This is a genomic window from Halorubrum shenae (assembly GCF_051194165.1).
GTDB lineage: Archaea > Halobacteriota > Halobacteria > Halobacteriales > Haloferacaceae > Halorubrum.
The window spans coordinates 18,081-39,704 of record NZ_JBLZNI010000007.1; the positions used below are offsets into that span (position 1 = coordinate 18,081).

The 21,624-nt window shown below is 65.8% G+C and carries 23 protein-coding genes and 1 pseudogene; 6 read left to right on the forward strand and 18 right to left on the reverse strand.

Annotation, left to right across the window (positions count from 1 at the left end; all coding sequences use genetic code 11):
* Positions 1-25: 25 nt before the first annotated feature.
* On the forward strand, positions 26-757 hold the full coding sequence (locus ACNS88_RS09840) for a sugar phosphate isomerase/epimerase family protein (RefSeq protein WP_435096609.1): 732 nt from the start codon (positions 26-28) through the stop codon (positions 755-757).
* A 61-nt stretch (positions 758-818) separates the two neighbouring features.
* Here the strand turns inward: ACNS88_RS09840 and ACNS88_RS09845 are convergent, their stop codons facing one another.
* On the reverse strand, positions 819-1,277 hold the full coding sequence (locus ACNS88_RS09845) for a universal stress protein (RefSeq protein WP_435096612.1): 459 nt from the start codon (positions 1,275-1,277) through the stop codon (positions 819-821).
* 113 nt (positions 1,278-1,390) lie between these two features.
* On the opposite strand from ACNS88_RS09845, the gene ACNS88_RS09850 reads away from it, so the two are divergent.
* Positions 1,391-1,624, forward strand: a complete 234-nt coding sequence (locus tag ACNS88_RS09850) for a hypothetical protein (protein WP_435096615.1) — start codon at positions 1,391-1,393, stop codon at positions 1,622-1,624.
* Between the two features lie 11 nt (positions 1,625-1,635).
* Here the strand turns inward: ACNS88_RS09850 and ACNS88_RS09855 are convergent, their stop codons facing one another.
* From ACNS88_RS09855 to rdfA, 3 genes are all read right to left on the reverse strand, one after another.
* Entirely contained in the window at positions 1,636-2,538 is a 903-nt protein-coding gene (locus ACNS88_RS09855; protein ID WP_435096618.1) for a HEAT repeat domain-containing protein, read from the reverse strand.
* A gap of 422 nt (positions 2,539-2,960) precedes the next feature.
* Entirely contained in the window at positions 2,961-4,904 is a 1,944-nt protein-coding gene (locus tag ACNS88_RS09860) for an archaea-specific SMC-related protein (protein ID WP_435096621.1), read from the reverse strand.
* A gap of 106 nt (positions 4,905-5,010) precedes the next feature.
* A complete protein-coding gene (gene rdfA, locus ACNS88_RS09865) occupies positions 5,011-5,637 on the reverse strand; it encodes a rod-determining factor RdfA (protein WP_435096624.1) in 627 nt (208 codons plus the stop codon).
* Between the two features lie 326 nt (positions 5,638-5,963).
* On the opposite strand from rdfA, the gene ACNS88_RS09870 reads away from it, so the two are divergent.
* Positions 5,964-6,260 carry a HalOD1 output domain-containing protein gene (locus ACNS88_RS09870; protein ID WP_435096627.1) on the forward strand — a complete coding sequence of 99 codons (297 nt, stop codon included), beginning with the start codon at positions 5,964-5,966 and terminating at the stop codon, positions 6,258-6,260.
* 541 nt (positions 6,261-6,801) lie between these two features.
* On the opposite strand, the gene ACNS88_RS09875 is transcribed toward ACNS88_RS09870, so the two are convergent.
* Positions 6,802-7,218, reverse strand: coding sequence for a hypothetical protein (locus ACNS88_RS09875; RefSeq protein WP_435096630.1), 417 nt, complete (start codon positions 7,216-7,218; stop codon positions 6,802-6,804).
* 107 nt (positions 7,219-7,325) lie between these two features.
* Positions 7,326-7,841 carry a redoxin domain-containing protein gene (locus tag ACNS88_RS09880; protein ID WP_435096633.1) on the reverse strand — a complete coding sequence of 172 codons (516 nt, stop codon included), beginning with the start codon at positions 7,839-7,841 and terminating at the stop codon, positions 7,326-7,328.
* A gap of 100 nt (positions 7,842-7,941) precedes the next feature.
* On the opposite strand from ACNS88_RS09880, the gene ACNS88_RS09885 reads away from it, so the two are divergent.
* Positions 7,942-8,727 (forward strand): sulfite exporter TauE/SafE family protein, encoded by a 786-nt coding sequence (locus ACNS88_RS09885; protein WP_435096636.1) that lies wholly within the window; start codon positions 7,942-7,944, stop codon positions 8,725-8,727.
* Between the two features lie 19 nt (positions 8,728-8,746).
* On the opposite strand, the gene ACNS88_RS09890 is transcribed toward ACNS88_RS09885, so the two are convergent.
* Positions 8,747-8,977 carry a hypothetical protein gene (locus tag ACNS88_RS09890; protein ID WP_435096639.1) on the reverse strand — a complete coding sequence of 77 codons (231 nt, stop codon included), beginning with the start codon at positions 8,975-8,977 and terminating at the stop codon, positions 8,747-8,749.
* 81 nt (positions 8,978-9,058) lie between these two features.
* Between ACNS88_RS09890 and ACNS88_RS09895 the strand changes: the two genes are divergently transcribed.
* Both ACNS88_RS09895 and ACNS88_RS09900 read left to right on the forward strand, forming a co-directional pair.
* Positions 9,059-9,361 (forward strand): winged helix-turn-helix transcriptional regulator, encoded by a 303-nt coding sequence (locus ACNS88_RS09895; RefSeq protein WP_435097074.1) that lies wholly within the window; start codon positions 9,059-9,061, stop codon positions 9,359-9,361.
* A 20-nt stretch (positions 9,362-9,381) separates the two neighbouring features.
* Positions 9,382-9,606 (forward strand): annotated as a pseudogene (locus ACNS88_RS09900) (DUF3179 domain-containing (seleno)protein); the annotation flags it as partial.
* Positions 9,607-9,651: 45 nt separating this feature from the next.
* Here the strand turns inward: ACNS88_RS09900 and ACNS88_RS09905 are convergent.
* From ACNS88_RS09905 to ACNS88_RS09955, 11 genes are read right to left on the reverse strand one after another with little or no spacing between them, the layout of a single operon-like run.
* Complete coding sequence (locus ACNS88_RS09905; RefSeq protein WP_435096642.1) at positions 9,652-10,968, reverse strand: P-loop NTPase; 1,317 nt, start codon at positions 10,966-10,968, stop codon at positions 9,652-9,654.
* Positions 10,969-11,011: 43 nt separating this feature from the next.
* Positions 11,012-11,848, reverse strand: a complete 837-nt coding sequence (locus tag ACNS88_RS09910) for a HEAT repeat domain-containing protein (protein ID WP_435096645.1) — start codon at positions 11,846-11,848, stop codon at positions 11,012-11,014.
* Positions 11,845-12,780, reverse strand: a complete 936-nt coding sequence (locus ACNS88_RS09915) for a DUF8068 family protein (RefSeq protein ID WP_435096648.1) — start codon at positions 12,778-12,780, stop codon at positions 11,845-11,847. The genes ACNS88_RS09910 and ACNS88_RS09915 overlap by 4 nt, the downstream gene beginning before the upstream one ends.
* A complete protein-coding gene (locus ACNS88_RS09920; RefSeq protein WP_435096651.1) occupies positions 12,777-13,595 on the reverse strand; it encodes a molecular chaperone TorD family protein in 819 nt (272 codons plus the stop codon). The genes ACNS88_RS09915 and ACNS88_RS09920 overlap by 4 nt, the downstream gene beginning before the upstream one ends.
* Positions 13,592-14,443: an ethylbenzene dehydrogenase-related protein gene (locus tag ACNS88_RS09925; protein ID WP_435096654.1), complete on the reverse strand. Its 852-nt coding sequence runs from the start codon at positions 14,441-14,443 to the stop codon at positions 13,592-13,594. Before ACNS88_RS09925 ends, ACNS88_RS09920 begins: the two co-directional genes overlap by 4 nt.
* Complete coding sequence (gene narH / locus ACNS88_RS09930) at positions 14,433-15,506, reverse strand: nitrate reductase subunit beta (protein WP_435096657.1); 1,074 nt, start codon at positions 15,504-15,506, stop codon at positions 14,433-14,435. The genes ACNS88_RS09925 and narH overlap by 11 nt, the downstream gene beginning before the upstream one ends.
* Positions 15,506-18,496, reverse strand: a complete 2,991-nt coding sequence (gene narG / locus ACNS88_RS09935; protein ID WP_435096660.1) for a nitrate reductase subunit alpha — start codon at positions 18,494-18,496, stop codon at positions 15,506-15,508. Before narG ends, narH begins: the two co-directional genes overlap by 1 nt.
* Positions 18,489-18,689, reverse strand: coding sequence for a DUF8120 family protein (locus tag ACNS88_RS09940; protein ID WP_435096663.1), 201 nt, complete (start codon positions 18,687-18,689; stop codon positions 18,489-18,491). Before ACNS88_RS09940 ends, narG begins: the two co-directional genes overlap by 8 nt.
* Complete coding sequence (locus tag ACNS88_RS09945; protein WP_435096666.1) at positions 18,682-20,172, reverse strand: cytochrome b; 1,491 nt, start codon at positions 20,170-20,172, stop codon at positions 18,682-18,684. The genes ACNS88_RS09940 and ACNS88_RS09945 overlap by 8 nt, the downstream gene beginning before the upstream one ends.
* On the reverse strand, positions 20,172-20,873 hold the full coding sequence (locus ACNS88_RS09950) for a QcrA and Rieske domain-containing protein (RefSeq protein WP_435096669.1): 702 nt from the start codon (positions 20,871-20,873) through the stop codon (positions 20,172-20,174). Before ACNS88_RS09950 ends, ACNS88_RS09945 begins: the two co-directional genes overlap by 1 nt.
* Entirely contained in the window at positions 20,873-21,511 is a 639-nt protein-coding gene (locus ACNS88_RS09955) for a hypothetical protein (protein ID WP_435096672.1), read from the reverse strand. The genes ACNS88_RS09950 and ACNS88_RS09955 overlap by 1 nt, the downstream gene beginning before the upstream one ends.
* Positions 21,512-21,624: the final 113 nt, after the last annotated feature.

A 21,624-nucleotide genomic window follows, 5' to 3' on the forward strand; every position in this document is an offset into this window, starting at 1 on the left:
TACCGCGGCGTCGCGACGTTCCGGTATGACAGAGTTCGGCTTCCAGCTCTACAGCCTGCGCGACGTCGAGGACCCGCTCACGACCGTACTCGACCGCGTCGGCGACACGACGTTCGCCGGCGTGGAGTTCGCCGGACTCGACGGCGCGACGCCGGCAGCGGTCGCCGAGACGCTCGCGGACGACGGGCTGTCCCCCGCCGCCGCCCATGTCGGCCTCGAGGAGATCGAGGCCGATCCCGACGGCGTCGCAGCGACCGCCTCCAAAATCGGGACCGACGACGTGGTGGTCCCGTGGCTCGGCCCCGAGCATTTCGAGTCGGTCGCCGCCGCCGAGGCGGCCGCCGACCGACTCTCGGCCGCGGCCGACGCGCTCGCCGACCGCGACCTCCGACTACACTACCACAACCACGATCAGGAGTTCGCCTCTCTCGACGGCCGGCCGGCGCTGACGCACCTCCTTGAGGCGGCCGACGGCGTCGGTCTCGAACTGGACGTGGGGTGGGCCGGGGTGGCCGGGCAGGATCCGCTCGCCTACCTCGAAGCTCACGGAGACCGGATCACGCTCGTCCATCTCAAGGATTACGACGCCGCGGCCGGCGACACGGTCGTTGTCGGCGCGGGTGACCTCGATCTAGAGCGAACCGTCGAACTCGCCCGCGAAAACGCGGTCGAGTGGCTCATCTACGAGGCGGAGGCGGGCGCCGACTCGTACGCCACGCTCGAGAAGGCGGCGGACACCGTCGACGGACTCCGGTAAGGAGTCGGCTCGAGAGGCGCTCCCGACAATCGAGGGATCGGCGACTCGGTTCGCGGACCGGTCACACGGTCCGGACGGTCGTGTATCCCTCGAAGTCGAGGACCACCCGCTGGGCGAAGTCGCCGAACACGGCCTTTCCGGTCGGGGATCGCGAGTCGCCGATAATGAACACGTGGTCACAGTCGTGCTCGTCGGCGGTGTCGAGTACTCGGCCCGCGCGTCCGTCTTCGGACCCGACGTCGACGACGATCCGTACGTCGGCGTCGGTGTCGCCCAGCACGCTCCTGACGAACGACCGCGCGTTCGACGCCGCGCCGTCGATGATGCTGGAGTGGTCGTACTCGACGTTCTCGATCCGACCCACGGCTTCGAGGGTCGTCACGTTCTCGTTGTACTCGTCGGCGTCGAGGTGCCACAACGCCACGAGGTCGCCGTCGCTCCCCCGAGCGCTGGCCGCCGCCTCCGCCAACAGGTCGCGGTGTGCGTCCGTCTCTTCGAGGCTTACGAGACCGCGTTTCATACCACGTACACCGACGGCAGGGGCATAAAAACACCGGCGGAACGCGCGGCGTCACCGCGAGCGCCTTCCGGCCGTACCGGGACGTTAATCACCGTCGACACAGTGTCACGGGTATGACGCTCAGAGAAGCGCTCGTCGACGCGGTGTGCGAACAGCGGACCCAGTTGCCGCTGCTGTTGGCCGTCGTCATCGTGATGGGACTACTCCTCGCGTTTTCGCTCCTGTTCCTTCAGCCTGGAACCGCCGCCTACGTCATCGCGCTGGTCGATGCCATCCTCGTCGGCGGCTGCCTGGTCGTTTTCGGCGGCGCGTACTGGTACTGCACACAGCGAGCGATGGACGAGTGAGGCGTCGGCGGTTATCGGGCGATAAACGACGCCGTCTCTCCGGCGAACGTCGCGATCTCCTCGTCGGCGTCGGACTCCGCGACTCGTTCGAGCGCTTCGACGTACTTCCCGTCGCCGAGGAAGCCGAACAATCTGACGGCCCGCGCTCTGACGACGCTCGCCTCCGCGTCCAGCGCCGTCACGGCGACCGATACGTGCGGTCGCACCGATTCGGGCGACTCCTGAGCCAGCGTTCCGAGCGCGTCCAGCGCCGCGCTCCGAACGACGACGTCGTCCGTGGCAGCCAGGTCGGCGAGGGCCTCGGCGTGGTCGGCGACGGCCGCTGGTTCGGCGTTCGCCGCCGCAATGACGACGTTCGACGCGAGCTGGCGCGCGTGCTGCTCGTACTCCTGGCTCTCCCGCTCGCGCTGTTGGATGGCTTCCTTGGTCCCGCGATCCTCGACGTGGGCGGCGTACGAGTCGTCGCCGGCGGTGACCGGTGCGTCCTTGAGCCCGTCGAGGAGGTCGCCGAGGACCGGCACGCAGTCGGCCGGCCGCTCCTCGGCCACGTCACCGAGCAGCCGAGCGCCCGCCAACTGGATGCTCGGGAGGTCCGACCCCACCAACACCGCGAGGTCGTCGACGACCGGAACGACCGAGTCCACGTCGATCGCCGCGATTTCTTGGAGCGCCGCGGCCGCAGTCTGGACGACGCCCGCGTTCTCGTCGCGTAACACCGCGCCCAGTTCGTCGACGAACGGACGGACCCTGTCGACGTCGTCCGCGGCGAGCGCCGCACAGACGCGCGCACCGCGCTGACGGACCAAAGAGCGCTCCGACTCGAGAGCGGCACGGAGTTCGGTCGGCGCTATCGACTCGGGATCGACATCGTCTAACACCACTCCTTCGAGTGGGGCGTCACTGCGGCCCGACATTCGGACGCAAGTTGCTTGTCGACAGTCAAATACGTACCGGTCAGTCGCCCTCGTCGTCTGAGCGAACCGGCGGTGGCGGTTGAACGGTGAGATCCGGCCGCTCCGGCAGTGTTCGATGCTCGTCAAGATATACATACGACATTTTATACTATTTATTTTCGAAATTTTATTGCTACAATCACAGTAAGAGAGCGCTCCGATATAGTCATTAAATTGTTATGTATGCGCTCTTGTGATAAACTCTTGTCTCGTGTTCCACACCAAGCGCGGTCCGACGCCGGGCGCCGTCGCCCGCCCGGGTAGCTGAATAACAACAGTACGACTGTTATTTCGGTCTGCTGTCGTCGATGCGCGCCGAGCGATAGTCCGGGACGGTTAGCGGTCAGGGAGACCGAACAGCGTCTCCCGCGGACGCGCCGCGACTATATCTCGGCGACCCGTTCGTACTCGTCGGAGAGGGCGGCCGCGTCCTCGGGAAGCAGCGCCACGAGGAGGTAGCCGGTGTAGTCGCCGAGGTACTCGACGAGCGTCGCTATCCGCTCGGAGTCGATGGCCTCCAACGAATCGAGCACCACGAACGGGACCGTCTCGTACACCTCATGGGCAAGGTAACCGGCGAGAGCGAACACGAGGCCCGTCACCTCGCGCTCGCTCTCCGAGAGGTGGTCGATGGTATCCTCGTAGGCGGCGCCGGACGCCGACGTACGGATGACATGGAGCTCGAACACGGTCTTCGTGACCTTCCGGCGCCCTTCGCGGACCTCCCGCTGGACCCTCTCGATCCAGATCCGCTCGAGGTTGTCGTAGTCGAGCAGCTCCAGCACGTTGTCCATGTGTTCGTTGAACTGCTCAACCGCGTCCTCCTCGATGCGCTCGATCTTCGTCCGGAGCGACTCGATCTCGTCTGAGACCGCCTCCTGCTCGCGCTCGACCTCGTTTTGATCGGCGAGCCGGTCCTCGATCTCCGTAACGTTGGAGTCGACGCGTTCGAAGTCGTTCTCTAGCTTGCCGAGTTCGTACTCGAGCTGGTTCACTTCCTTATGGAGGTCGAGCACCGCGCCGTAGTCGTCTCTTTCCAGTTCCTCGACCTCGGCTTGGATCACCTCGATCTCTTCGATCAGCGTCTCGCGACGCTCGCGGAGGCTCTCGGTGCGTGCCTCGATCTCTTCCTGCTCGCGTTCGATCTCGGACAGTCGCTCTTCCAGTCGGTCGCGCTCACGCTGTGACCGCTCGTACTCGCGCTTTTCCGTCTCAAGCTCGTCTATCTCGCGTTCGAGCTGTTTCGCTCTGCCGACCGCCGTCCGGCTGCGGTCTCGCAGCTGTTCGAGGGTGGCTTCGATCTGCTCCCGTTCGACGCTGCTGCCGCACGTCCAGCAGGTCACGTCGTCTGCCTCAAGCAGCTTCCCGGTCACGTCCTCGGCGTCCTCGCCGCCGAGCCCGTCGAACGCCCCCGATCCGGCGTCATCGAGCATCTCCTCGTTGAATCCGATGACGCTCTGAAGCTCGTTCACCCGACTCGTTATCCGTTGTTCCTCGTCCCGAAGTTGACGTATCTCCGATTCGAGCTCGTCGACTTTCTCCGCCGGGACATCGGGGAGATCGGTCAGTTCGCTCTCGAGTTCTCGCTGGTCACGAGTGATCGCCTCGAGGCTTTCCTGTTCCGTCTCGAGTTCGTACCGGGTGTCGTCCAGGGCCGACCGCTTCGACCCCAACTGTTCGAGCTTCTCGTCGAGGGCGGACGTCTCGTCGCGGCTCTCGTCAACGGTGACGTCAGCCGCCGCGAGTTCCTCCTGTTTCGCGCTCAGTTCCGCCTTCTTGCCCTCGATCTGTGATCGCAGGTCGCTCCGTCTCTCTTCCAGCGGCGGGAGCTTCTGTTTGAGAGACTCGAGCTCGTCGAGTTCCGACTCGAGGGAGTCCCGCCGTTCGACGAGGCGATCGATCTCCGCTCGAATGTCGTCGACATCGATGGGCCGCATGATGACTTCTCGGAGGTCGGCGTTGACGGCCACGGCTCGGCGCGCCTCGTTCGATTCGAGGAGGAACGCGAACAGGTCCGCGGGGTCGGGGTCGTCGAGGTACGGCTCACCTGAAGACGAGATGCTGTCCCCTCGACGGTGGAATCGCCGCGTGTACGTTTCATCGGCGATCGAGAGTTCAACTGCGGCTTCGTCGGCGTCGCCTTTGACCGCGACGTTCTCGCTCCCGAGCGCGGCCATGACGGCCTGTAGGAAGGAGGTCCGGTTCGTAGCGTTGCGTCCGACGAGCACCGTCACGCCGGGGGAAAACGAGACTGTCGTCTCTTCGATCCCCCCAATGTTCTCTGCCCAAAGGGTGGCGTCGTGATCGTCTACCTGTTCGACCTGCATTATGAACGGATGGCAGCGGTAGACAAATAAATCTTAAGGATGCGTCCCTGAACGGTCGGAAAGACGCCAGAGCAGCGGGTTCGTGACTCGCGAACCGACAGCGCAGTCACTCCGAACACTCACAGCCGCCGCGTTCGAGCAGCCCCTCTATCTCGTACCGCGTGCCACAGTCCTCGCAGAACACGTTGATCTCCGCGAAGACGCGAAAGTCCCCGAGCTGAACGTGACCACCGCTCCGTAGCTGTTCCAGCCGATCTTCCGTGACCGTCGTTACCCGCCCTCGGAGTCGCTGGATGTTCTCCGCTTCGACGACGGTCCGCGGACGGTCGTCCGTGGTGTGCTCGGCACCGCGGTCGTCCCTCAGGTAGGACCGGATCGCTTGGTAGGTGACGAAGTCGTCCTGTAGGCTCTCGACGTCGACCCCGTTGCGCTCGAGTCGGCGGCGGGTCCGCGTCCGGTCGGCGCTGCCGACGTCGTCGTCCGTCAGCAATCGGTAGGTGTTCTCGGTCTCACCGGCGAGGGGTTGCATTCCCGCTTCCCCCATCCGGTCCGCCAGCAATTGCTGGTTGAAATGGTCCGCAAGCGCACGCAGACTCAGTCGGTCGTCACCGTCTGAGGTCCATCGGCGCTCCATTTCAGGGCCCAGCGCCTCTAACCCGTACTCGTCGATTAACCTGGCGACCTTCGTCTGCCGGCCGCTCCTGCTGTCGCCAGGTTCGCCTGAATCGCTCATACTGGAGGCACGTTCACCGAGAGGAATAGTCTTCTGGGAACGAGCCATTCGGTGAGCCGCTCGCACCACTTCGCGCTTCGGTAGTCGATCGGTCGGGACTGGATCGGGAGAGTAAAACGAGGACCGAGACAGCGATGGCGTGGTGGCTCCGCAGTCACAGCCAACCATAACTATCTAAATAAAATAATATATTTGAATTTGATAATTCATTAGAAAGGCCCGCTATCGCCGGTGAGATAGTTTGCGAGTTCAGAATCCACAGAAGCCAATCAGATGGATTTGAGCGCGGTTTTGGCGGTATCTGTTATCGTACCTGTAAGCCAGTCGTGGCTGCCGAGTACAGCGCTGAAAGCGACAGATCGCCGGTAGAAGCCACTATAGAAGCTCGTTCAGAAGCAGCTGAGGTCGACACGCTTGAACTTCCACCAATCGATGACTTCGTGGATCCTGACGCCATCAATCAGCTCTTTGGGAAGCACAGCGGCGCATCCAAAGCGGAGAATTTGGTTAGTTCTCAGGTCAATACTTGGAATGTGTTCATTCGAAATGACGGTCGTATTCGGATCTGTGATAACACTCAACTCACCGATCCGGAACCAGTCTTTGAATCCACACCTGCGTAGTTCCACAGCCACGATTCGCTAACGCTAATTGAGACAAAGCGGTAGGGTATATTAGTGTAGACACTTATTTTCAAAAATCTTAACGAATTTTTAGAGGTACTGATCCGTCCTCAAGAAAGTCAAGGTAGTAAGTCATACTTGATTGATAACCTCACAGATGCGATCTTCGAGTTCGATAGATATTATACAATAAGCCAAATATAAACAGTCACATATCGAAAGCATATAATATATTTCCCTGGTCATTTGTCGGAATCACAAGGCTAAAACCTCGCCCTTCACAGTAGTTGCCGAACCTCTCAACACAGCGCATATCGAAGGTGCTGATCGTCGAACTCGGCGCATTCCATTTATATACTCCTTTATCGGGTATATGTACGTAGATCGTCGTTCACACGAGATCGATGGCTGAAACGAACTGATTCAGCAGCTACTGTTCAGCGCGGGGAGGATGTCAAAGACGGTGAAAGAGAAACTACGTGCTCGAGCGCGGGGAGGTCGTCGATCGGTCGCCACCGGGCTCAATCCGTCGCCATCGAACTCAATCCGCCGCCATCGCGCCCGTTGTCGACATCATGTCCCGGCGCGCAGTCATGATGGCACCGCTGGCGAGCATCAGCAGCGCGATGGCGACCATCCCCGCGTCCCAACCCATGCCGCCCGCGACGGTGTTCACGTCGTTCATCCCGCTCATTCCGCCGCCCATTCCGGAGCTCCCCATCGATACCATCCACACCTGATTCAGGAGCATCACCGCCGCGTACCCGAGCATGAGCAGACCGCTCGCGCTTCCGAGCCGAGCGGCAAGCGGCGTGAGGAGGACGGCACCGTGGACGAGCACGACGACTCCCAACGCGAGCATCAGCCACGCCGACGTGGCCATCCCGGTTCCCGTTGTCGCCAGGTATATCGAATACCCGCCGGAGACGAGCGCGATGATACTTCCGTACAATCGCATCGTGGAGAGGGAATTTGACGTCGCCATAACCAATAAAACGTGCTTGACGGGCTTATAACCCGTCGGAACTGGTCACGGCATACGCAACGGCGACGCCATGAGGAGGCTTATAAATGGGACTTCCCGTCCGGCAGCGCGCATTCGTCGCCGTGACACCCCGCTGCGCGCTCAACGGCCGCGAGGTCCGGCTCGTCGGTGGTCTCCTCGCTCCGCCACGCGTACTGGAGGGTGCGGTCGGGGTCGACCACGAAGACGGCTGAGCGCGCGACCCCGCGGTGGTCGTCGATCTCGTCGGCGCGCACGCCGTACGCCTCGGCGACGCGCCCGTCGCTGTCCGAGAGGAGCGGGAAGTCGATCCGGTGCTTCTGGGCGAACGCGCGGTGGCTGTAGACGCCGTCCGTGGACACGCCGAGCACGACGGTGTTCTCACGCAGCGACAGCGCCTCGCTGTCCCGCAGGGTGCACATCTGCGTCGTACACACCGGGTGGAAGTCGAAGGGGTAGAACACCACCACGACGGCCCACCCGTTGTCGGCGTACTCGGCCAGTCCGTGCGTGTCGATCCGCCCGCCGTCCGCGCCGGGAAGATCGAACGTCGGCGCCGTTTGTCCGGTCTGGAGCATGGGTTAACTACGGCGGGCGGGCGGTATGAGCCTCGGCCGAGCGTGCCCTTGCGCCGCACAGACAGCGGTCGTTTATAAATGCCCGCCCCCTCACGGGCGTATGACCCTCGCGCTCTCCGTCGGACTGGTGGCGACGATCACCCTCATCGTCGCGGTCGCGGGCGCCGTCAACGGGGTCGCGGGGTTCGGCTTCGCTGTCGTCGGAACGATGGTCCTCGCGACGACGCTCGACCCGGCCACCGCCGTCGCGTTTATGATCCTTCCGATGTTCGCCGTGAACGTCGCGCTCGTCGGCGACCTCACCCGCGATGAACTCCGGACCTGCGGCGCCCGTTTCGCGCCCCTGCTCGTCGCCGCCCTCGTCGGGACCATCGCGGGGATGGCGCTGCTCGATCGGCTCCCGGGAGCCCCGCTCCGCGTGCTGCTCGGGCTCGTCTCGCTCGGCTTCGTGGCGACGAACCAACGCGCCGTCCCCCTCCCGTCGCTGCCGAGTGTGAGCGACCGGAACCTCGCCGATACGCCGCTCGTCATGGCGATCGTCGGCGGCGTCTCCGGCGTCCTCTTCGGGGCGACGAACGTCGGCGTGCAGCTGGTCGCGTTCGTCCGGAGCTTCGACCTCTCACACGGACTGTTCATCGGTGTCGTCGCGCTCGTATTCGTCGGGATCAACGGCCTCCGCGTCGTCGCCGCGGGCGCGCTCGGGCTCTACCCGGACGTGGGATTCGCCCTCGCGTCGGTCGCTGCCGCGGTCCCCGCGGTCGCCGGCGTTGCCGTCGGGAAGCGCCTCCGGGGACGCGTAAGCGAGCGCCTCCGTCGAGGAGTCGTCCTCGGGCTGTTGACGGTTATCGGTATCCGACTGATCCTCGGCGGCGCGGGAATCGTCTGAGCGTCGACGTCGCTCACGCTTACCGGTTCAGTCGCCATCGGATCGCGACGGCCGCGACGAACACCGTCGCGAACGTGACGCCCCCGGAGATCAGCGCGCCGCGGGCGCTCGACGCGCCCGTGGTGACAACGGTGGCGGAAGCGCCGCCGCCCGCGAGGACCGCCCCGCCGGCGATCCCGCCGAACCCGATACAACAGAGGCTCAAGAGGCCGACAACTGACAACGACTCCAGCAGGCCGTCGTCGCTCATTTCCGTGGCAGCCGTGAATCCGATATGAGTACAGAACCGGAACCGCTAGCGGTATGGTGTGCGGGTAGCGAGTGGTGACCCATCACGACGACTGCGACGCTGATCGGCAAGAAATGGCATCCGGTCGTTATTCACCGACTCTTGGAGAACGGCCCGCTGGGATTCAACGCGCTCAAAGAGGAGGTCGACGGGATCTCAGGAAAGGTTCAGTCCGATGTCCTCGAGGACCTCGAGGAACACGGGTTCGTCGACCGAACTATCGTCAGCGAAAAACCGTTCCGCGTGAAGTACTCGCTAACTGATCGTGGGCGGTCTTTAGAGCCGGTGATCATCGCTATGCGTGACTGGGGAAGAGAACACCTCACGGACCCCGACGACCAGTGAACGACCCGAGCGAGTCGGCGATGAATGTCATTTCCGTCCTCCCGAAAGAGGCCATCCCGAGCATCGACCATCCGACGTTCGGCGACGACTATTTTGGCGACCCAGACGATGACGTGTTGGTCGTCGAGCCGGCCGACGAAGCGTCGCCTGCACGCGCCTACCCGATTCAGATCCTCAACTACCACGAGGTCGTCAACGACGTCGTTGGTGCCGCAGACGGCGATCCGGTTGCCGTCACGTGGTGTCCGATCGGCGGTCGCTTCAAATTGGTCGACGCCGGTACCGAGCGTTCACGGTCGCATCGCTCGTGCGAACCACGTCTCCGGGTTCTGTCGCTTGACGCGGAAGCTGAGGAGCTCGTCGGCGTCGACCAGATCGAGCAGGAATCCCCGGACCGGTGCGGGGTCGCGGTCGCTCACGATGAAACACTCATCGCCCGAGTCGAGTGCGCGGAACTGAGCTTCGACGCGCTCCTTACGGGTCTCCGGATCGAGTCCGCGGAGGTCGACTGCGTCGGCGGGCGGATCGACCGACCAGATCTCTTCGTAGCGCTCGTCGACAGCGGTCGCTAACTCCGCCGCGTACTCGGGGAGGGCGTCGGCCCCCGGCTCCGGCGTCGACTGCAGCTCCGGATCGAACGGGAGCTCCGCAAGCATCGGCAGGTCAAGCGCCTCGATGGGGTTGTCGCCGCCAAACAGGTCGTGGGGAGTGCCGCACTCCTCGCAGACAAACTCACCCATATTCGAGACGACGCCGAGCACGGGCACGTCGTTCTCCTCGAACAGCTCCAGCGCGCGCCCAGTGTCGGAGACAGCGGCATGGAACGGCGTTGTGACGAGAACAACGCCGTCAACCGGCACCTCCTGAAGAGTCGTCAGCGCCACGTCACCCGTTCCCGGGGGCATGTCGACAACGACCGTCTCTGGGTCGCTCCACGCGGTCGTCTCGAACAGGTCCGAGAGCGCGTCGTGGGCCATCGCACCCCGCCACGCGAGCGGCCCGTCGTCTGAGAGCATCGCCATGCTCATCACCTCCAGCCCACCGGCATCGACCGGGACCGGGTTCCCCTCATCGTCGCTGTAGACGGGGCCGCTCGCGCCGACCACTTCGGGGACGTTCGGGCCGTAGATGTCGGCGTCGAACAGCCCGACTGAGGGGGTATTGTCACTATCGGCCTCACCCGCCGCAAGCGCGCACGCCAGCGTCGTCGCGATCGTTGTCTTCCCGACACCTCCCTTCGTACTCGCGACCGCAATCACCCGGTCCGCGGCTTCGATCCCCGACGACCGACCGTCGAGGTCCGGGCTCGGGTCGACCTGCTCGACGCGCGCGTTCGAGACACCTGGCGCGTCGGAAGCCGCACGCACCATAGCGGCCGACACCCGCTCGGCGGCGTCCCGCGGGAACTCCCGCAGGTCCGCGGTGATCGTTGCGGTCTCGTCCGTGACTGTCACGTCCTCAACGACGCCGGCCTCGAACACGCTCACGCCGGCGTCCGGGTCCCGGACCTTCCGGAGCGCCGCCTCCACTGCGTCGGCGGGCGATTCCTGAGCGTTCGGTTCGTCCGCGTCGTTGACGTCGTCGATTTCTGCGGTGGGGTCTGTCATGGTGTCTGAGTCGGTGTCGTTGTCGGTTCCGGAGCCGAGCAGTTCACAGGTCCGGTCGGCGGTTGAGCATGCTTTCGCCGGGCAGGTCGGCGCTGTCGTTTTCGGTGCCGCCGCTGAACTGCCGCCGGAACTTCCCCGGGTCGGCGTCGAGCGCGCGGACGGCGGTGCTCCGGACGACTTTCGGCTGCGTCTCGTCGTTTGCGACTGCGTCGAGGCGAGCGGTGGCTCGCTCGTCGTCGACGCCGGCCAGCAGGTGGACGGCCCACTCCCGCAGCCGTTCGCTGTCCGCATGCGACAGCTCCAGCAGGACGGGGCACAGCGCCTCGCCGCGCAGCTTGAACAGCGAGACCATCGCGTTCCTGACGACCGCGTGGTGGTCGTCGTCCAGCGCCGCCTCGATCGTCGCCGCGTACTCGCTCCGGTCGAGCCGGTCGAGCGCGACGACCGCTTCGGCGCGAACCCACGGATCTGGGTCGTCGCACGCCGATACCGCGGCCTCACCAGCCCGCTCGCCGCCGAGTTCGCCGAGCGCCTCGACCGCGAACTGACGCACGTCGGCGTCGTCGTCCGCCAGGCCGTGTTCGATCAGCGCGCCGACGGCGGCCGCGGTGGGTCGATCCTCGCCGAGGGCCAGCGCGGCCCGCCGGCGCTCGACGGGGTCACCGGCGACGAGGTTCTCAATCTTCTCTGTGGCGTCAGTCCCTCGGAGCGGCGCGGTGTCGGTCGCCTGTAGCTCCCGTGGGCTCGCGTCGCCGATCGTCACGTCGCGGCTCACCTCGATGTCTTCGAGCCCGTCAGGCTCCTCGCCGAATCCCGGGCTCTCTTCGGGGTGAACACGGGGATCGGTGGGTCCGTCAGTCGCCTCGTCGGGGTCTCTCATTGGGCGCTCACCCTCGTTTTATCGGACGTGTCCGGCGCGTCCGGCGTGTCCGGCGCGTCCGGCGGCCCAAAGAACTCCTCTGGGTCGAGGATCGCGAGCGCGGCGCCGAGACAGACGGCGGTCGCGGCCCCCGGCGTCGCGGGGACGCCCGCGAGCAGCAGCAGGGTCGCGCCGACCGCGAGCCACGCGTCGCCGTCGCGGAGCCCGGAGACGGCGGCGGCGACCCCGCCGAACGCCGCGGTCGCGACGAGGAAGTGCGGGCTCCCGACGACGGCGAACCCGACGAGCAGCGCGCTCCCGGTGACGTACGGCGCGGCGGCGCTCGCGGCGACGACCCCCGCGAACGCGAGCGCGCCGGCGCCGAGCGCGACCGCGTCGCCCTCGGCACGAACGCCGAGGAGGGTCACTCCCGCGAGGAACGCGACGGAACCGGCCGCTCGGAAGGACGACCCGACGAGCCCGGCCGTCGCGGCGAGCGAGAGCCCGACGGCGAGCGCGAACGCCAGCGCGATGACGCCGCGCCGGAGCTGGAAGTAGGACGCCGGCACCCCCAGTGCGCGGGCGAACGCGATCCCCGCGCCGACCGGGATCGCGACGGCTGCAGCGACCGTCGCCGCGCCGGAGAGCGTCGCAAGCACGCCGAACACGCCGACAAACAGGAACCCGACGCGGACGACCGGACGCCCCGTCGAAAGCGCGACAGCCGCGAGCGCGATTCCGGTCGCGAGCGCCGCGACCGTCCCGACTGTCGGGACCAGTCGGGGCGGAAACGCGATCGGTTCGAGCGGCGCGTTGTACAGCACGCGTACCGCGGCCGCGACCCCGACGGCGACAGCGGCGAGCAGGCCAACCGAGCCGACGCGACCGCCGAAGCGACCGAGGGACCGCGGTGAGGTCGCTCGCGCAGTCGCGCGTTTCGTCGGCGAACTCACGAGCGATCACCCCCGTCAGCCCCGTCTCCGTCTGGATCGTCAACGACCGCGTGTTCACGTTCGCCTCCGACTCCCGCGTCGAGCCGGACGGCCAGATCGTCGACATCGGCGGTGACGAATGTGTCAAAGAAGCGCGCGAGTCGCCCGTAGACGCTCGTCCCGGGTTCCTCATCGAGGGTACTCCGGAGCCCCGACGCGAGGACGGAGAGGTGACGGTCGTGGAAGTCGAGCCGCGCGCGGTCGAGGTTTGACGGCTCGACGGGGTCAGTACCTCCGCCCGCATCGGAGTCGGCGGCGGCCAACCGACAGAGATACCCTGCGAACTCGAGCTCCAGCCGGACGTGGTCGTGATGTCGGCGCCCCTCGCCGCCGATCTCGCACCCGAAGTGCTCGTACGCTCGGGCGAGGTCGAGGTTCACGTCGTTCCACGACACGTCCGAGCGGTACGTCGACTCGTACAGCGAGACCGGTGGCCCCTGGTTCTCGATCGTCCCGTCCGTCCCGTCGATCACCTCGGAGTAACCGACGACGAACAGGTCATTATACCGGGCCGAGAGTGTCTCGCGGTCGTCCTCGACTGTCAGGTCCGGCGGCTCAACACCAAGGTTACTCCGGTCGACGTGCGCCGCCATCACCTCGTCGAGCGAACCGTCCGCGAACTGCTCGTAGATACCTCCGCTCGGCTCTGCGAAGGCCGCCGCCGCGAGCGCGTAGACGCTCCCGCGGGCGGCGGTCTGGTCGTCAACTCCGTCGCTCTGAAGTTCTGTGTCAGGCTGCGCTCCGTCGCGTTCGGGTGTCGATCCCGACACGGTCATTCACCCCTCGTTCGGCGGATGCCCTCGACGGTCACGAGCGTGGTGAACACGACGGCGATGCCGGCGAGCGCCCACAGTACCGTTTCGTACGGCGCCCCGCCCTCGTCCGGGCCGAGCGAGAGGTAGTACCACTCGCTGGCCGCTTTCTGGCCGGAGCGCTCGTCGTTCGATCCTTCCCAGACCGCGAACGCGGCGTTCACGTCCTCGTCGGCGTCGATGTCGGTCACGTTCGCGCGGTCGGACGCGAGCGGTCGACTGAACACGACGCTCCACCGGTCACCGGTGTGTGTCGCAGTCGTCTCCACCGTCGACTCCGATAGTTGCGTCGTACTGCCGGCGCCGCCGGCGAGCAGCGACTCCGTCCCGTCGGCTCCGTTCCAATACCAGACGTTCACCTGATTGTCGCTCGACCCCATCGCGATCGGCGGCCGTTCCTCGGACGAAACGGGGAACTGGACCGCGGCGGCGTCGGCGAACGCGCGGAGCGAGTCAGTCGACGTGTTCGCCGTCCCGTCGCTCCACGACAGCCGGAGGTAGAGCCGATCGTCGGTCCGCGCGGCCGCGACGCTGGCTGAGTCGATTGCAGTATCTGAGCCGCCCGGAACCGCCGCGCCGGAGCTGCTCAGCGGGACGCTCACAGTCTCAACCGATTCCCACGCGTCGCCGGACGGATCTGCGAGTTCGCTGGCACCCGTCTGCTGTTCGACCGGGATCTCGTAGGCCGCGCGGGCGTCGACCATCATCGGGAACGCCGCGGTCGCGACCACGACGGCGAGCGCGATCGCGGCCGCCACGGCGAGTTCCCGCGACCCGAGTCCGCTGCCGGCCATCGAATCGTCAGCCGTCATCGTCGAACACCTCCAGCCGGTACTGGTCGTCGTTGTTCACCGTCGAGAGGATCTCCATGAGTTCGCTCTCCTCGCCGCGCTCGGCCTTCTCCCGCTCGCGGGTGATCGTGTTGAGCGCGGACTCGACTTGCGGGCCGAACAGCTCTTCTAAGTAGTTGCGCGGGATGCGCTCCGCGTTTACTGTCTCGCCGCTTTCCGAAGTCTGCGGCGGCGCGTACGGCGGGATGTAGTAGACGTTCGGCTCCGTCCGGTACTCGGGGTGGAGCCGTAAGGCGACCTCGTACTCGTTGACGAGCTTGTGGATGGGGCCCTCCTCGTCGTCGAGGAAGCCGACGTGCCGGAGCTGTGGCGGACAGTCCTCGGCACAGGACGGGGGTCGAACCTCGCCCTCCGGACCTTCGCCCTCGATCCGCGGGTAACAGAAGATGCACTTCTCGCTGGTCTTCGTTTGGGCGTTGTAGAACACCTTCTTGTAGGGACACCCCTCGACGCAGTACCGGTAGCCGCGACAACGGTCCTGGTCGACGAGGACGATCCCGTCCTCCTCGCGCTTGTAGATCGCGGAGCGCGGGCACGCCTCCACGCAGGAGGGGTGCGTGCAGTGGTTGCAGATCCGGGGGAGGTAGAAGTAGTACGAGTTCGGGTACTCGCCGGCGCCCTCGTCCTCGTCCCAGTTCGGCCCCCAGTCGGCGTTCTCCATGGGGCGGAGCGGCTCGTCGCTCCCCTCGTACATGATCGCCTCGTGGTTGAAGTCCCAGGCGCGACCGTAGTTCTCCTTCTCCGGGAGCTCGCCGGGCGTTCGTGACTTCCCCTCCTCGTCCCAGCCGCCGCCCATCTCCTCCCAGTCGCGGGGGTAGCCGGAGCCGGGCTTGGTCTCGACGTTGTTCCAGTACATGTACTCGCGGCCCCCGGACTCGGTCCAGTTGGTCTTACACGCGATCGTACACGTCTGGCAGCCGATGCACTTGTTCAGGTCCATCACCATCGCTACCTGGTGATCGACGCCCTCCGCGAGCGGGACATCACCGTCGTCGGTTTGGCGGACAGTGTCGTCTGTACTCATCAGTCGTCACCTCCGAGAAGGTCCGAGACGCGATCCAACGCACTGCGCGACTTCGATCCAGAGTCGGACGGCGCTGACCCAGTCGCCGACTCCTCGAGCAAGCCGGCAGCGAGCGACGCCGCGCCGTCTTCGACCTTCTCGACTTCGATCCGAACGTCGCTGTTCACGCCGGTCGGCCCCCAGTAGTTCGGGAAGAAGTGGAGGTGCTCGCCCGTGTCCTCGGGGTACTGGACAAGCTGCGTCGGCTTCATGTACATCGGCACGAGCGAGTTGAAGTTGTTGCGGTCGGGATACTGGAACCGCTCCCAGCCGAAGAAATGCCGGACCGTACCGGGCTCCCCGCTCGGGTAGATCTTCGCCTGCACCTCGACCGAGTCGAGGTCGTTGTACACCCGCACGGTGTCGCCGTCCTCGATACCACGTTCCTCGGCATCGTCGGGGTTCAAGAACACGGTCGGCTCACCCCGCTGCAGCCGGAGCATCTTGGAGTTGTCACGCCACGTCGAGTGGATCGACCAGCGGCTGTGGGGCGTGTTGTATCCGAGCGGGTACTCCGATTTCTCCTGTAACACCGGCGCTTCCTTGTGTGTCGGGAGCTGCTCGTCGAGCTCCAAGAACCAGTCGTGGTCGATGTAGTACTGCTGGCGCCCCGTGAACGTCGGCCACGGGTTCTTGTCCTGCACGTAGTCCTTCCACGGCGTGTACGCCTCGCCCTCCTCGATGTCCGAGGTCCAGTGGTCGCCGGCTTCGAGGAGGCGACGCGGCTGTTCGTCGATGTCGTCGAACGTGAGCTGCTCGTCGGTCCCCTCGGGGTTTGATTCCTCGGAGTGGTCGAGGATGAACTCCGCGGCCGCCTTGTCATCCGCAAGCGCACCGGGATCGTCGTCGAGCCAGTCACGGGTGTAGTCGTCGTGGACCGACTGGAGGTCGATCTGTCGGTCGAACTTCCGGTCGTCGATCGGCTCCGTGCCACGCTCCTCGGCGAGCTCCTGGATCTTCGCGGCGAGCTCGCGGAAGATCTGCCAGTCCGTCTTCGACTCGCCGAGGGGCTCCACCGCCGGCGTGAACGGGTGCACGTAGGTGTGCATATCCGTCACCGACAGGTCGTGTTTCTCGTAGTGGCTCGCCGTCGGGAGGACGATGTCGCTGTTGAGCGCCGTCGAGTCCATCCGGAAGTTGATGTCGACGACCAGATCGAGCTTCGGCCACAGCTCCTCTTCGAGCGCGATGTTCCCCTTGGCCTGATTGAAGTAGTTCCCGCGCCAGACGAACATGACCCGGGGGTCGGGGCGGCTGCCGTCGTCGCGCTCGCTCGGGTACAGCGGCATCCATCCCTTGTCTATCGACTCCTGAATTTTCGCTGCCGTGTCCGGGTCGGTGTTCTCCATGATCCCGGCGTGGTAGTACGTCCACAGCGTCGTCGGGACGCCTCGGACGCTTCCGGTCGGGAACGAGAGGTTCTTCCACCCGTTGAACGTCCAGATCTTCTCCTGACCGACGTAGTGGTCGAGGCCGGTCCCCTGTCGACCGAGGTTCCCCGTGAGCGTGACGAGCAGCTGGATCGCGCGGTTGCCCAGGTCGTTGTGGTACCAGTCGTTGACCCCCTTGCCGTGGATGATCTTCGCGCGGTCGACCGCGGCGAACTCGCGAGCGATCTTCTGGTGGGTCTGCTCGCCGACGCCGGTGATCTCGTTGACCCGCTCGGGGGTGTACTCCGACAGCTCGTCGCGGAGGTTCAGCCACACCGAGCGCGTCTCGACGTCGCCGTCGGTCGTGGTGACCGTTCGCTCGGCGGCGAGTTCGGGGTCGAAGTCGAGCTCGATGCTCACAGAGTGGTCGTGCTGCCCGTCGCGCTCGCCCAGCGATCCGGGCGCCGTCCGGAGAGTGCCGTCGGCGTCCTGCATGACGAACACCTTCTCCGGTCGGTCGGCGTCGACGCTCAGCCCGGATACCTCGCTCGCGCGGAGGAACTTCCCGGTGTCCTCGCGGACGAGCAGCGGCATGTCCGTCTGCTCTTTTAAATGCTCGTCGTCGTACAGCTCCTCGTCGACGATGGTGCGCGCCATCCCGAGCGCGAGCGCGGTGTCGCTCCCGGGTTCCGGACCGATCCACTCGTCGCAGTGGATCGCCGTCTGGCTGTAGTCGGTGAAGATCCCGACGCGCTTGGCACCGTCGTAGCCGGCTTCGAGGAAGTACTTGGCATCGGGGATGCGTGTGACGTTGATGTTCGAGCCCCACGCAATGATGTAGTCGGCGTTGTACCAGTCCGCGCTCTCGGCGTTGTCGGTCTGGGTCCCCCACGTGATCGGCTGTCCCGGCGGGAGGTCGGAGTACCAGTCATAAAAGGAATGGCTGACACCGCCCAAAAGGTTGACCAGACGACTCCCCCCAGCGAACGACACGGGGCTCATCGCCGGGATCGGGGTGAAGCCGCTGATCGCGTCGTACTCCTCGTCCTCCACGGTGTCGATGACCTCTTCGGCGATCTCGGTGAGCGCCTCGTCCCAGGAGATCCGCTCCCACTTTCCCTCGCCGCGCTCGCCGGTCCGGCGGAGGGGGTGCGTGACGCGCTGGTCCGCGTTCACGTAGTCGGTGAAACACGCCCCTTTCTGACAGCCGCGGGGGTTCGGGTCGGGAAGCGACTCGTCGAATCGCGGGTAGTCGCCGGCTTGCTCCTCGCGCCACACCTGCCCGTTCCGCGTATAGACTTGCCACGAGCAGCTGCCCGTGCAGTTGACGCTGTGGGTCGAGCGGGCCTTGTCGTCCCAGTCCCACTCTTCGCGGTAGAGGTCCTCCCAGTCGCGGTACGGGTAGTTGCCGATCGGGTCGTCGACGACCTCCAGCGTCGTCATCTCCGTGAGGTCCTGCGCGGAGCCAAGCCCGGTGGCGCCGACGGCGGCTGCCACCCCGACCCCCTTCAGGAAGTCGCGGCGCGCGGCGCCGGAGGCGTCTCGTCTCGATTCGGTCGGTGTGTCTGTCGTGTCAGTCATTGTTTTCGATGAGAACTGTCGCGAGGCCGAGCGTGACGCCGAGCAGCGCGAATGCGATGCCCGCGGGCGTCCCGCCGCCAGCGTTGAGTCCGACGGCGATCAGCCCCACGCCTGCCAGTTTTGTCACTCGATCCGCCCAGCGGTACCGACGGGGCGACAACTCAGCCAACTGGAACGCGCTCGACTCAGTCATCGCCCGATCCCTCCGTGGTCGACGTGGTTCCGTCGGCTCCCGATATCGTCGGTTCCTCGCCGCCGCCCTCCGAATCGTCCTCGAAGCCGCCGAGGATCGCGTAGGTGAGCGTGCCGGCCGCGGCCGGGACAAGCACGAGCGCCGCAATCAGGTAGGGTCGGAGCACGGCGGTCGAGGTGCCGAGAATCTCGGCGACAATCACGTCCATGCCGGCGATAGAGGCGACCATGACGAGCGTGATGCCGACGATACCGACCGCGGTCGGGAACGGGCGGTCGAGGTAGTTCTGGGAGAAGTGCTCTGGCTCCTCCGCGCGGTCGATGAACGGCCAGACCACCACGGCGATGAACACCAGGCTCGGGAGGAACAGGCCGCCCACGAACTCCGAGCTGATGTGAACGCCGAGCACGTCGAAACTCAGCCACGAGGGAGTGAGCTTCAAAAATCCGTACCCCCACATCAGGAACCAGTCCGGCATGACGAGCGAGGGTGTCGACGCCGGGTCGTTCGGCCCGTACTCGGCGATGTTGTGCACGGGGAGCAGTCCAGCAAGCAGCGAGAGCACGGCCATCGTGAGGAAGAACACGACCGCACTCACCGCGGCCTGATTCGGGAACGCGGGGAGCCCAATCACGACGCTGTCGTCGTCGCGGTCGATCAGGCGTGCGCCGCCGTCGGCCGCCTCGGGGCCTCTGCCTGCGGGCGGAGTGCCATCACTCGTCTTCGCAGCACCACCTGGTTCCGCGGCGACGACGTCCTCGTCGCGCTGCGCCTCGGTGTGTTTCTGCCGGATGAGGATGGCCATATGTACGGCGATGAGCCCCGCGATCGCGGCCGGGATGAGGAAGACGTGGAGGAAGAACAGCCGCGGGATCGTCGCGCTCGTCGGGAACTGCCCGCCGAACACGATGCTCGCGAGGGGATCGCCCACGAGGGGGATAGAAGCGGCGACGTTGTAACCGATACCGACTGCCGTGCTCGCGAACTCGTCGTACGGGAGCGAGTAGCCGGTGTACGCGGCGAACATCGCCAGCCCGGCGAGGCCGGTCCCAACGAGCCAGTTCAGCTCACGGGGGTTGCGGTACGCCCCGGTGAAGAACACGCGGAGCATGTGTAAGGCGATCGACGCGACGAACAGGTGTGCCGCCCAGTGGTGCATGCGCCGCAGAAACATCCCGAACGGCACGTCGTAGGTGATGTTGAGGACGCTTTTGAACGCCGCCGGCACCTCTTGGCCCTGGTACTGTGCGACGCTGCCGGCGTACTCGACGGCGGCCGTGCTCGGCTCGTAGAAGAACGCGAGGAACGTTCCGGTGGCGACAAGGATGCCGAAACAGAACAGCGCGACTTCGCCGAGGAGGAAGGAGTCCTCCGCGGGGAACGCCTTGCCGAGGAAGTCGCTCCCGTCGTCCAGATCCAGCCGCGAGTCGACCCAGTCGTACGCGGACTCGGCACGGTCGGTCGCGGCGTCGATCCGAGACATCAGTCACCCCCGGGGCCGATCGGCCCCTGAAAGTCGCCCGTCGCGACGAGGTAGCCGTCGCTCGAGAGCGTGATCGGGAGCTGCGGCAGCGACCGCGACGGTGGTCCCCCGACAACCTGTGCGCCCGTCACCGGGTCGAACCGCCCGGAGTGACACGGACAGACGAGGATGTCGCCGTCGCGGTCGGCGACCATGCAGCCCGCGTGAGTACACACCTTCGAGAACGCGGCGTACCCGCCGACGGTGAACTCGTCGCGCACCGCCTCGCTGTACGCCGACTCCTCGAAGCGCACGAGCAGCGTCGGGGCGTCCTCGACCCCCGGACGCGGCTCGGGAAAGACGGTGAGCTGTTCGCCGGGAGCGATGCGGTCCTCCGCGATCCGCTCGCCGGCGTCGTCGACGAGGGGGATCCCGTCTTCGTACACCGGTCCTTGATACTTGGTGTCGAACACCCGCGTGAGCCCTGCAACGGGCGCGGCGAGGCTCCCAACCGCCGTGATCCCCCCGACTGTCGCGAGGATCTTCGCGTAGTCACGCCGTTTGAGCTCGGCGCGCGCGTCTTTCCAGAACGGCCGGTAGATGCTCGGGTCGACGGCGAGCCCGTCGTCGTTCTCCGGGCAGGCGTCGCACAGCTCGCCGTCACCGGGGTGATCGTCGGTTTCCTCTCGCGTCGGTCGTGGATCAGGTACGTCGTCTCCCATCAGTGGTCCCTCCGTTCAGCGACTTCGATGTGGGGCATGAACCACGCGTAGTACGACACCGTCGACCCCAGCAGCGACATGAACAGCCCGAAGGCGTAGATGCCGAAGTACTGAGTCCGCGCGAGCGTGAGGTACTCGGCGGTGAGCAGCGCCGAAAACACGATGGCGAGGGCGGTGAGCCCACCCATTGCGACGAGCCCCTCGATGGCGTCGCTCGCGTCGTGGTACTCGACGACCCACCGGTCCTCCGTCTCGAACCAGGGGAACGTCGCTCGGTTCACTCCCTCCGGCGGCGGGGCGTCAAGCCCCCCGCCGTCGGTGGCGGCCGCGTCGGTCGCACCGCCCGCATCGCCCGGGCCGCCGCCGCTCGGGTCGGGCCGTGCGGCTTGGTTCATGAAGCGGTGGAAAAACGCCATGGCTCCCAGAAGCCCGAGCAGCGCGACCCAGACGATCACGCCGACCTGACTCGGCGAGAGCTTGTTCGGCGTGTCCGCGAACCCCTCCAGCGGTTGCATCTCGCTTACGCTCTGGTCGATCCTGACCTCCTCCGACGGTGGCTCGCCGTGCAGTCCGACGTACCACGTCGGCAGCAGCACGGCGAGCACGATGAGGAGAATAGCAATCGTTCGTCGGTCCATTATGTTGTATCGTGTAGTGTGTCGATGAGCCGGTCCGGCGGTATGGACTCGGTCTTGCAGATCCGTTCCGTCTACTGAGGCGTTCGTCCACGTGCTCCCGTTTTCCGTGGTCC

Bases quoted from the DNA above. Each gene is read 5' to 3' on its own strand.
- ACNS88_RS09840 (WP_435096609.1), top strand. From the start codon at position 26: ATGACAGAGTTCGGCTTCCAGCTCTACAGCCTGCGCGACGTCGAGGAC.
- ACNS88_RS09845 (WP_435096612.1), bottom strand. From the start codon at position 1,277: ATGAAACGCGGTCTCGTAAGCCTCGAAGAGACGGACGCACACCGCGAC.
- ACNS88_RS09850 (WP_435096615.1), top strand. From the start codon at position 1,391: ATGACGCTCAGAGAAGCGCTCGTCGACGCGGTGTGCGAACAGCGGACC.
- ACNS88_RS09855 (WP_435096618.1), bottom strand. From the start codon at position 2,538: ATGTCGGGCCGCAGTGACGCCCCACTCGAAGGAGTGGTGTTAGACGAT.
- ACNS88_RS09860 (WP_435096621.1), bottom strand. From the start codon at position 4,904: ATGCAGGTCGAACAGGTAGACGATCACGACGCCACCCTTTGGGCAGAG.
- rdfA (WP_435096624.1), bottom strand. From the start codon at position 5,637: ATGAGCGATTCAGGCGAACCTGGCGACAGCAGGAGCGGCCGGCAGACG.
- ACNS88_RS09875 (WP_435096630.1), bottom strand. From the start codon at position 7,218: ATGCGATTGTACGGAAGTATCATCGCGCTCGTCTCCGGCGGGTATTCG.
- ACNS88_RS09880 (WP_435096633.1), bottom strand. From the start codon at position 7,841: ATGCTCCAGACCGGACAAACGGCGCCGACGTTCGATCTTCCCGGCGCG.
- ACNS88_RS09885 (WP_435096636.1), top strand. From the start codon at position 7,942: ATGACCCTCGCGCTCTCCGTCGGACTGGTGGCGACGATCACCCTCATC.
- ACNS88_RS09890 (WP_435096639.1), bottom strand. From the start codon at position 8,977: ATGAGCGACGACGGCCTGCTGGAGTCGTTGTCAGTTGTCGGCCTCTTG.
- ACNS88_RS09905 (WP_435096642.1), bottom strand. From the start codon at position 10,968: ATGACAGACCCCACCGCAGAAATCGACGACGTCAACGACGCGGACGAA.
- ACNS88_RS09910 (WP_435096645.1), bottom strand. From the start codon at position 11,848: ATGAGAGACCCCGACGAGGCGACTGACGGACCCACCGATCCCCGTGTT.
- ACNS88_RS09920 (WP_435096651.1), bottom strand. From the start codon at position 13,595: ATGACCGTGTCGGGATCGACACCCGAACGCGACGGAGCGCAGCCTGAC.
- ACNS88_RS09925 (WP_435096654.1), bottom strand. From the start codon at position 14,443: ATGACGGCTGACGATTCGATGGCCGGCAGCGGACTCGGGTCGCGGGAA.
- narH (WP_435096657.1), bottom strand. From the start codon at position 15,506: ATGAGTACAGACGACACTGTCCGCCAAACCGACGACGGTGATGTCCCG.
- narG (WP_435096660.1), bottom strand. From the start codon at position 18,496: ATGACTGACACGACAGACACACCGACCGAATCGAGACGAGACGCCTCC.
- ACNS88_RS09940 (WP_435096663.1), bottom strand. From the start codon at position 18,689: ATGACTGAGTCGAGCGCGTTCCAGTTGGCTGAGTTGTCGCCCCGTCGG.
- ACNS88_RS09945 (WP_435096666.1), bottom strand. From the start codon at position 20,172: ATGTCTCGGATCGACGCCGCGACCGACCGTGCCGAGTCCGCGTACGAC.
- ACNS88_RS09950 (WP_435096669.1), bottom strand. From the start codon at position 20,873: ATGGGAGACGACGTACCTGATCCACGACCGACGCGAGAGGAAACCGAC.
- ACNS88_RS09955 (WP_435096672.1), bottom strand. From the start codon at position 21,511: ATGGACCGACGAACGATTGCTATTCTCCTCATCGTGCTCGCCGTGCTG.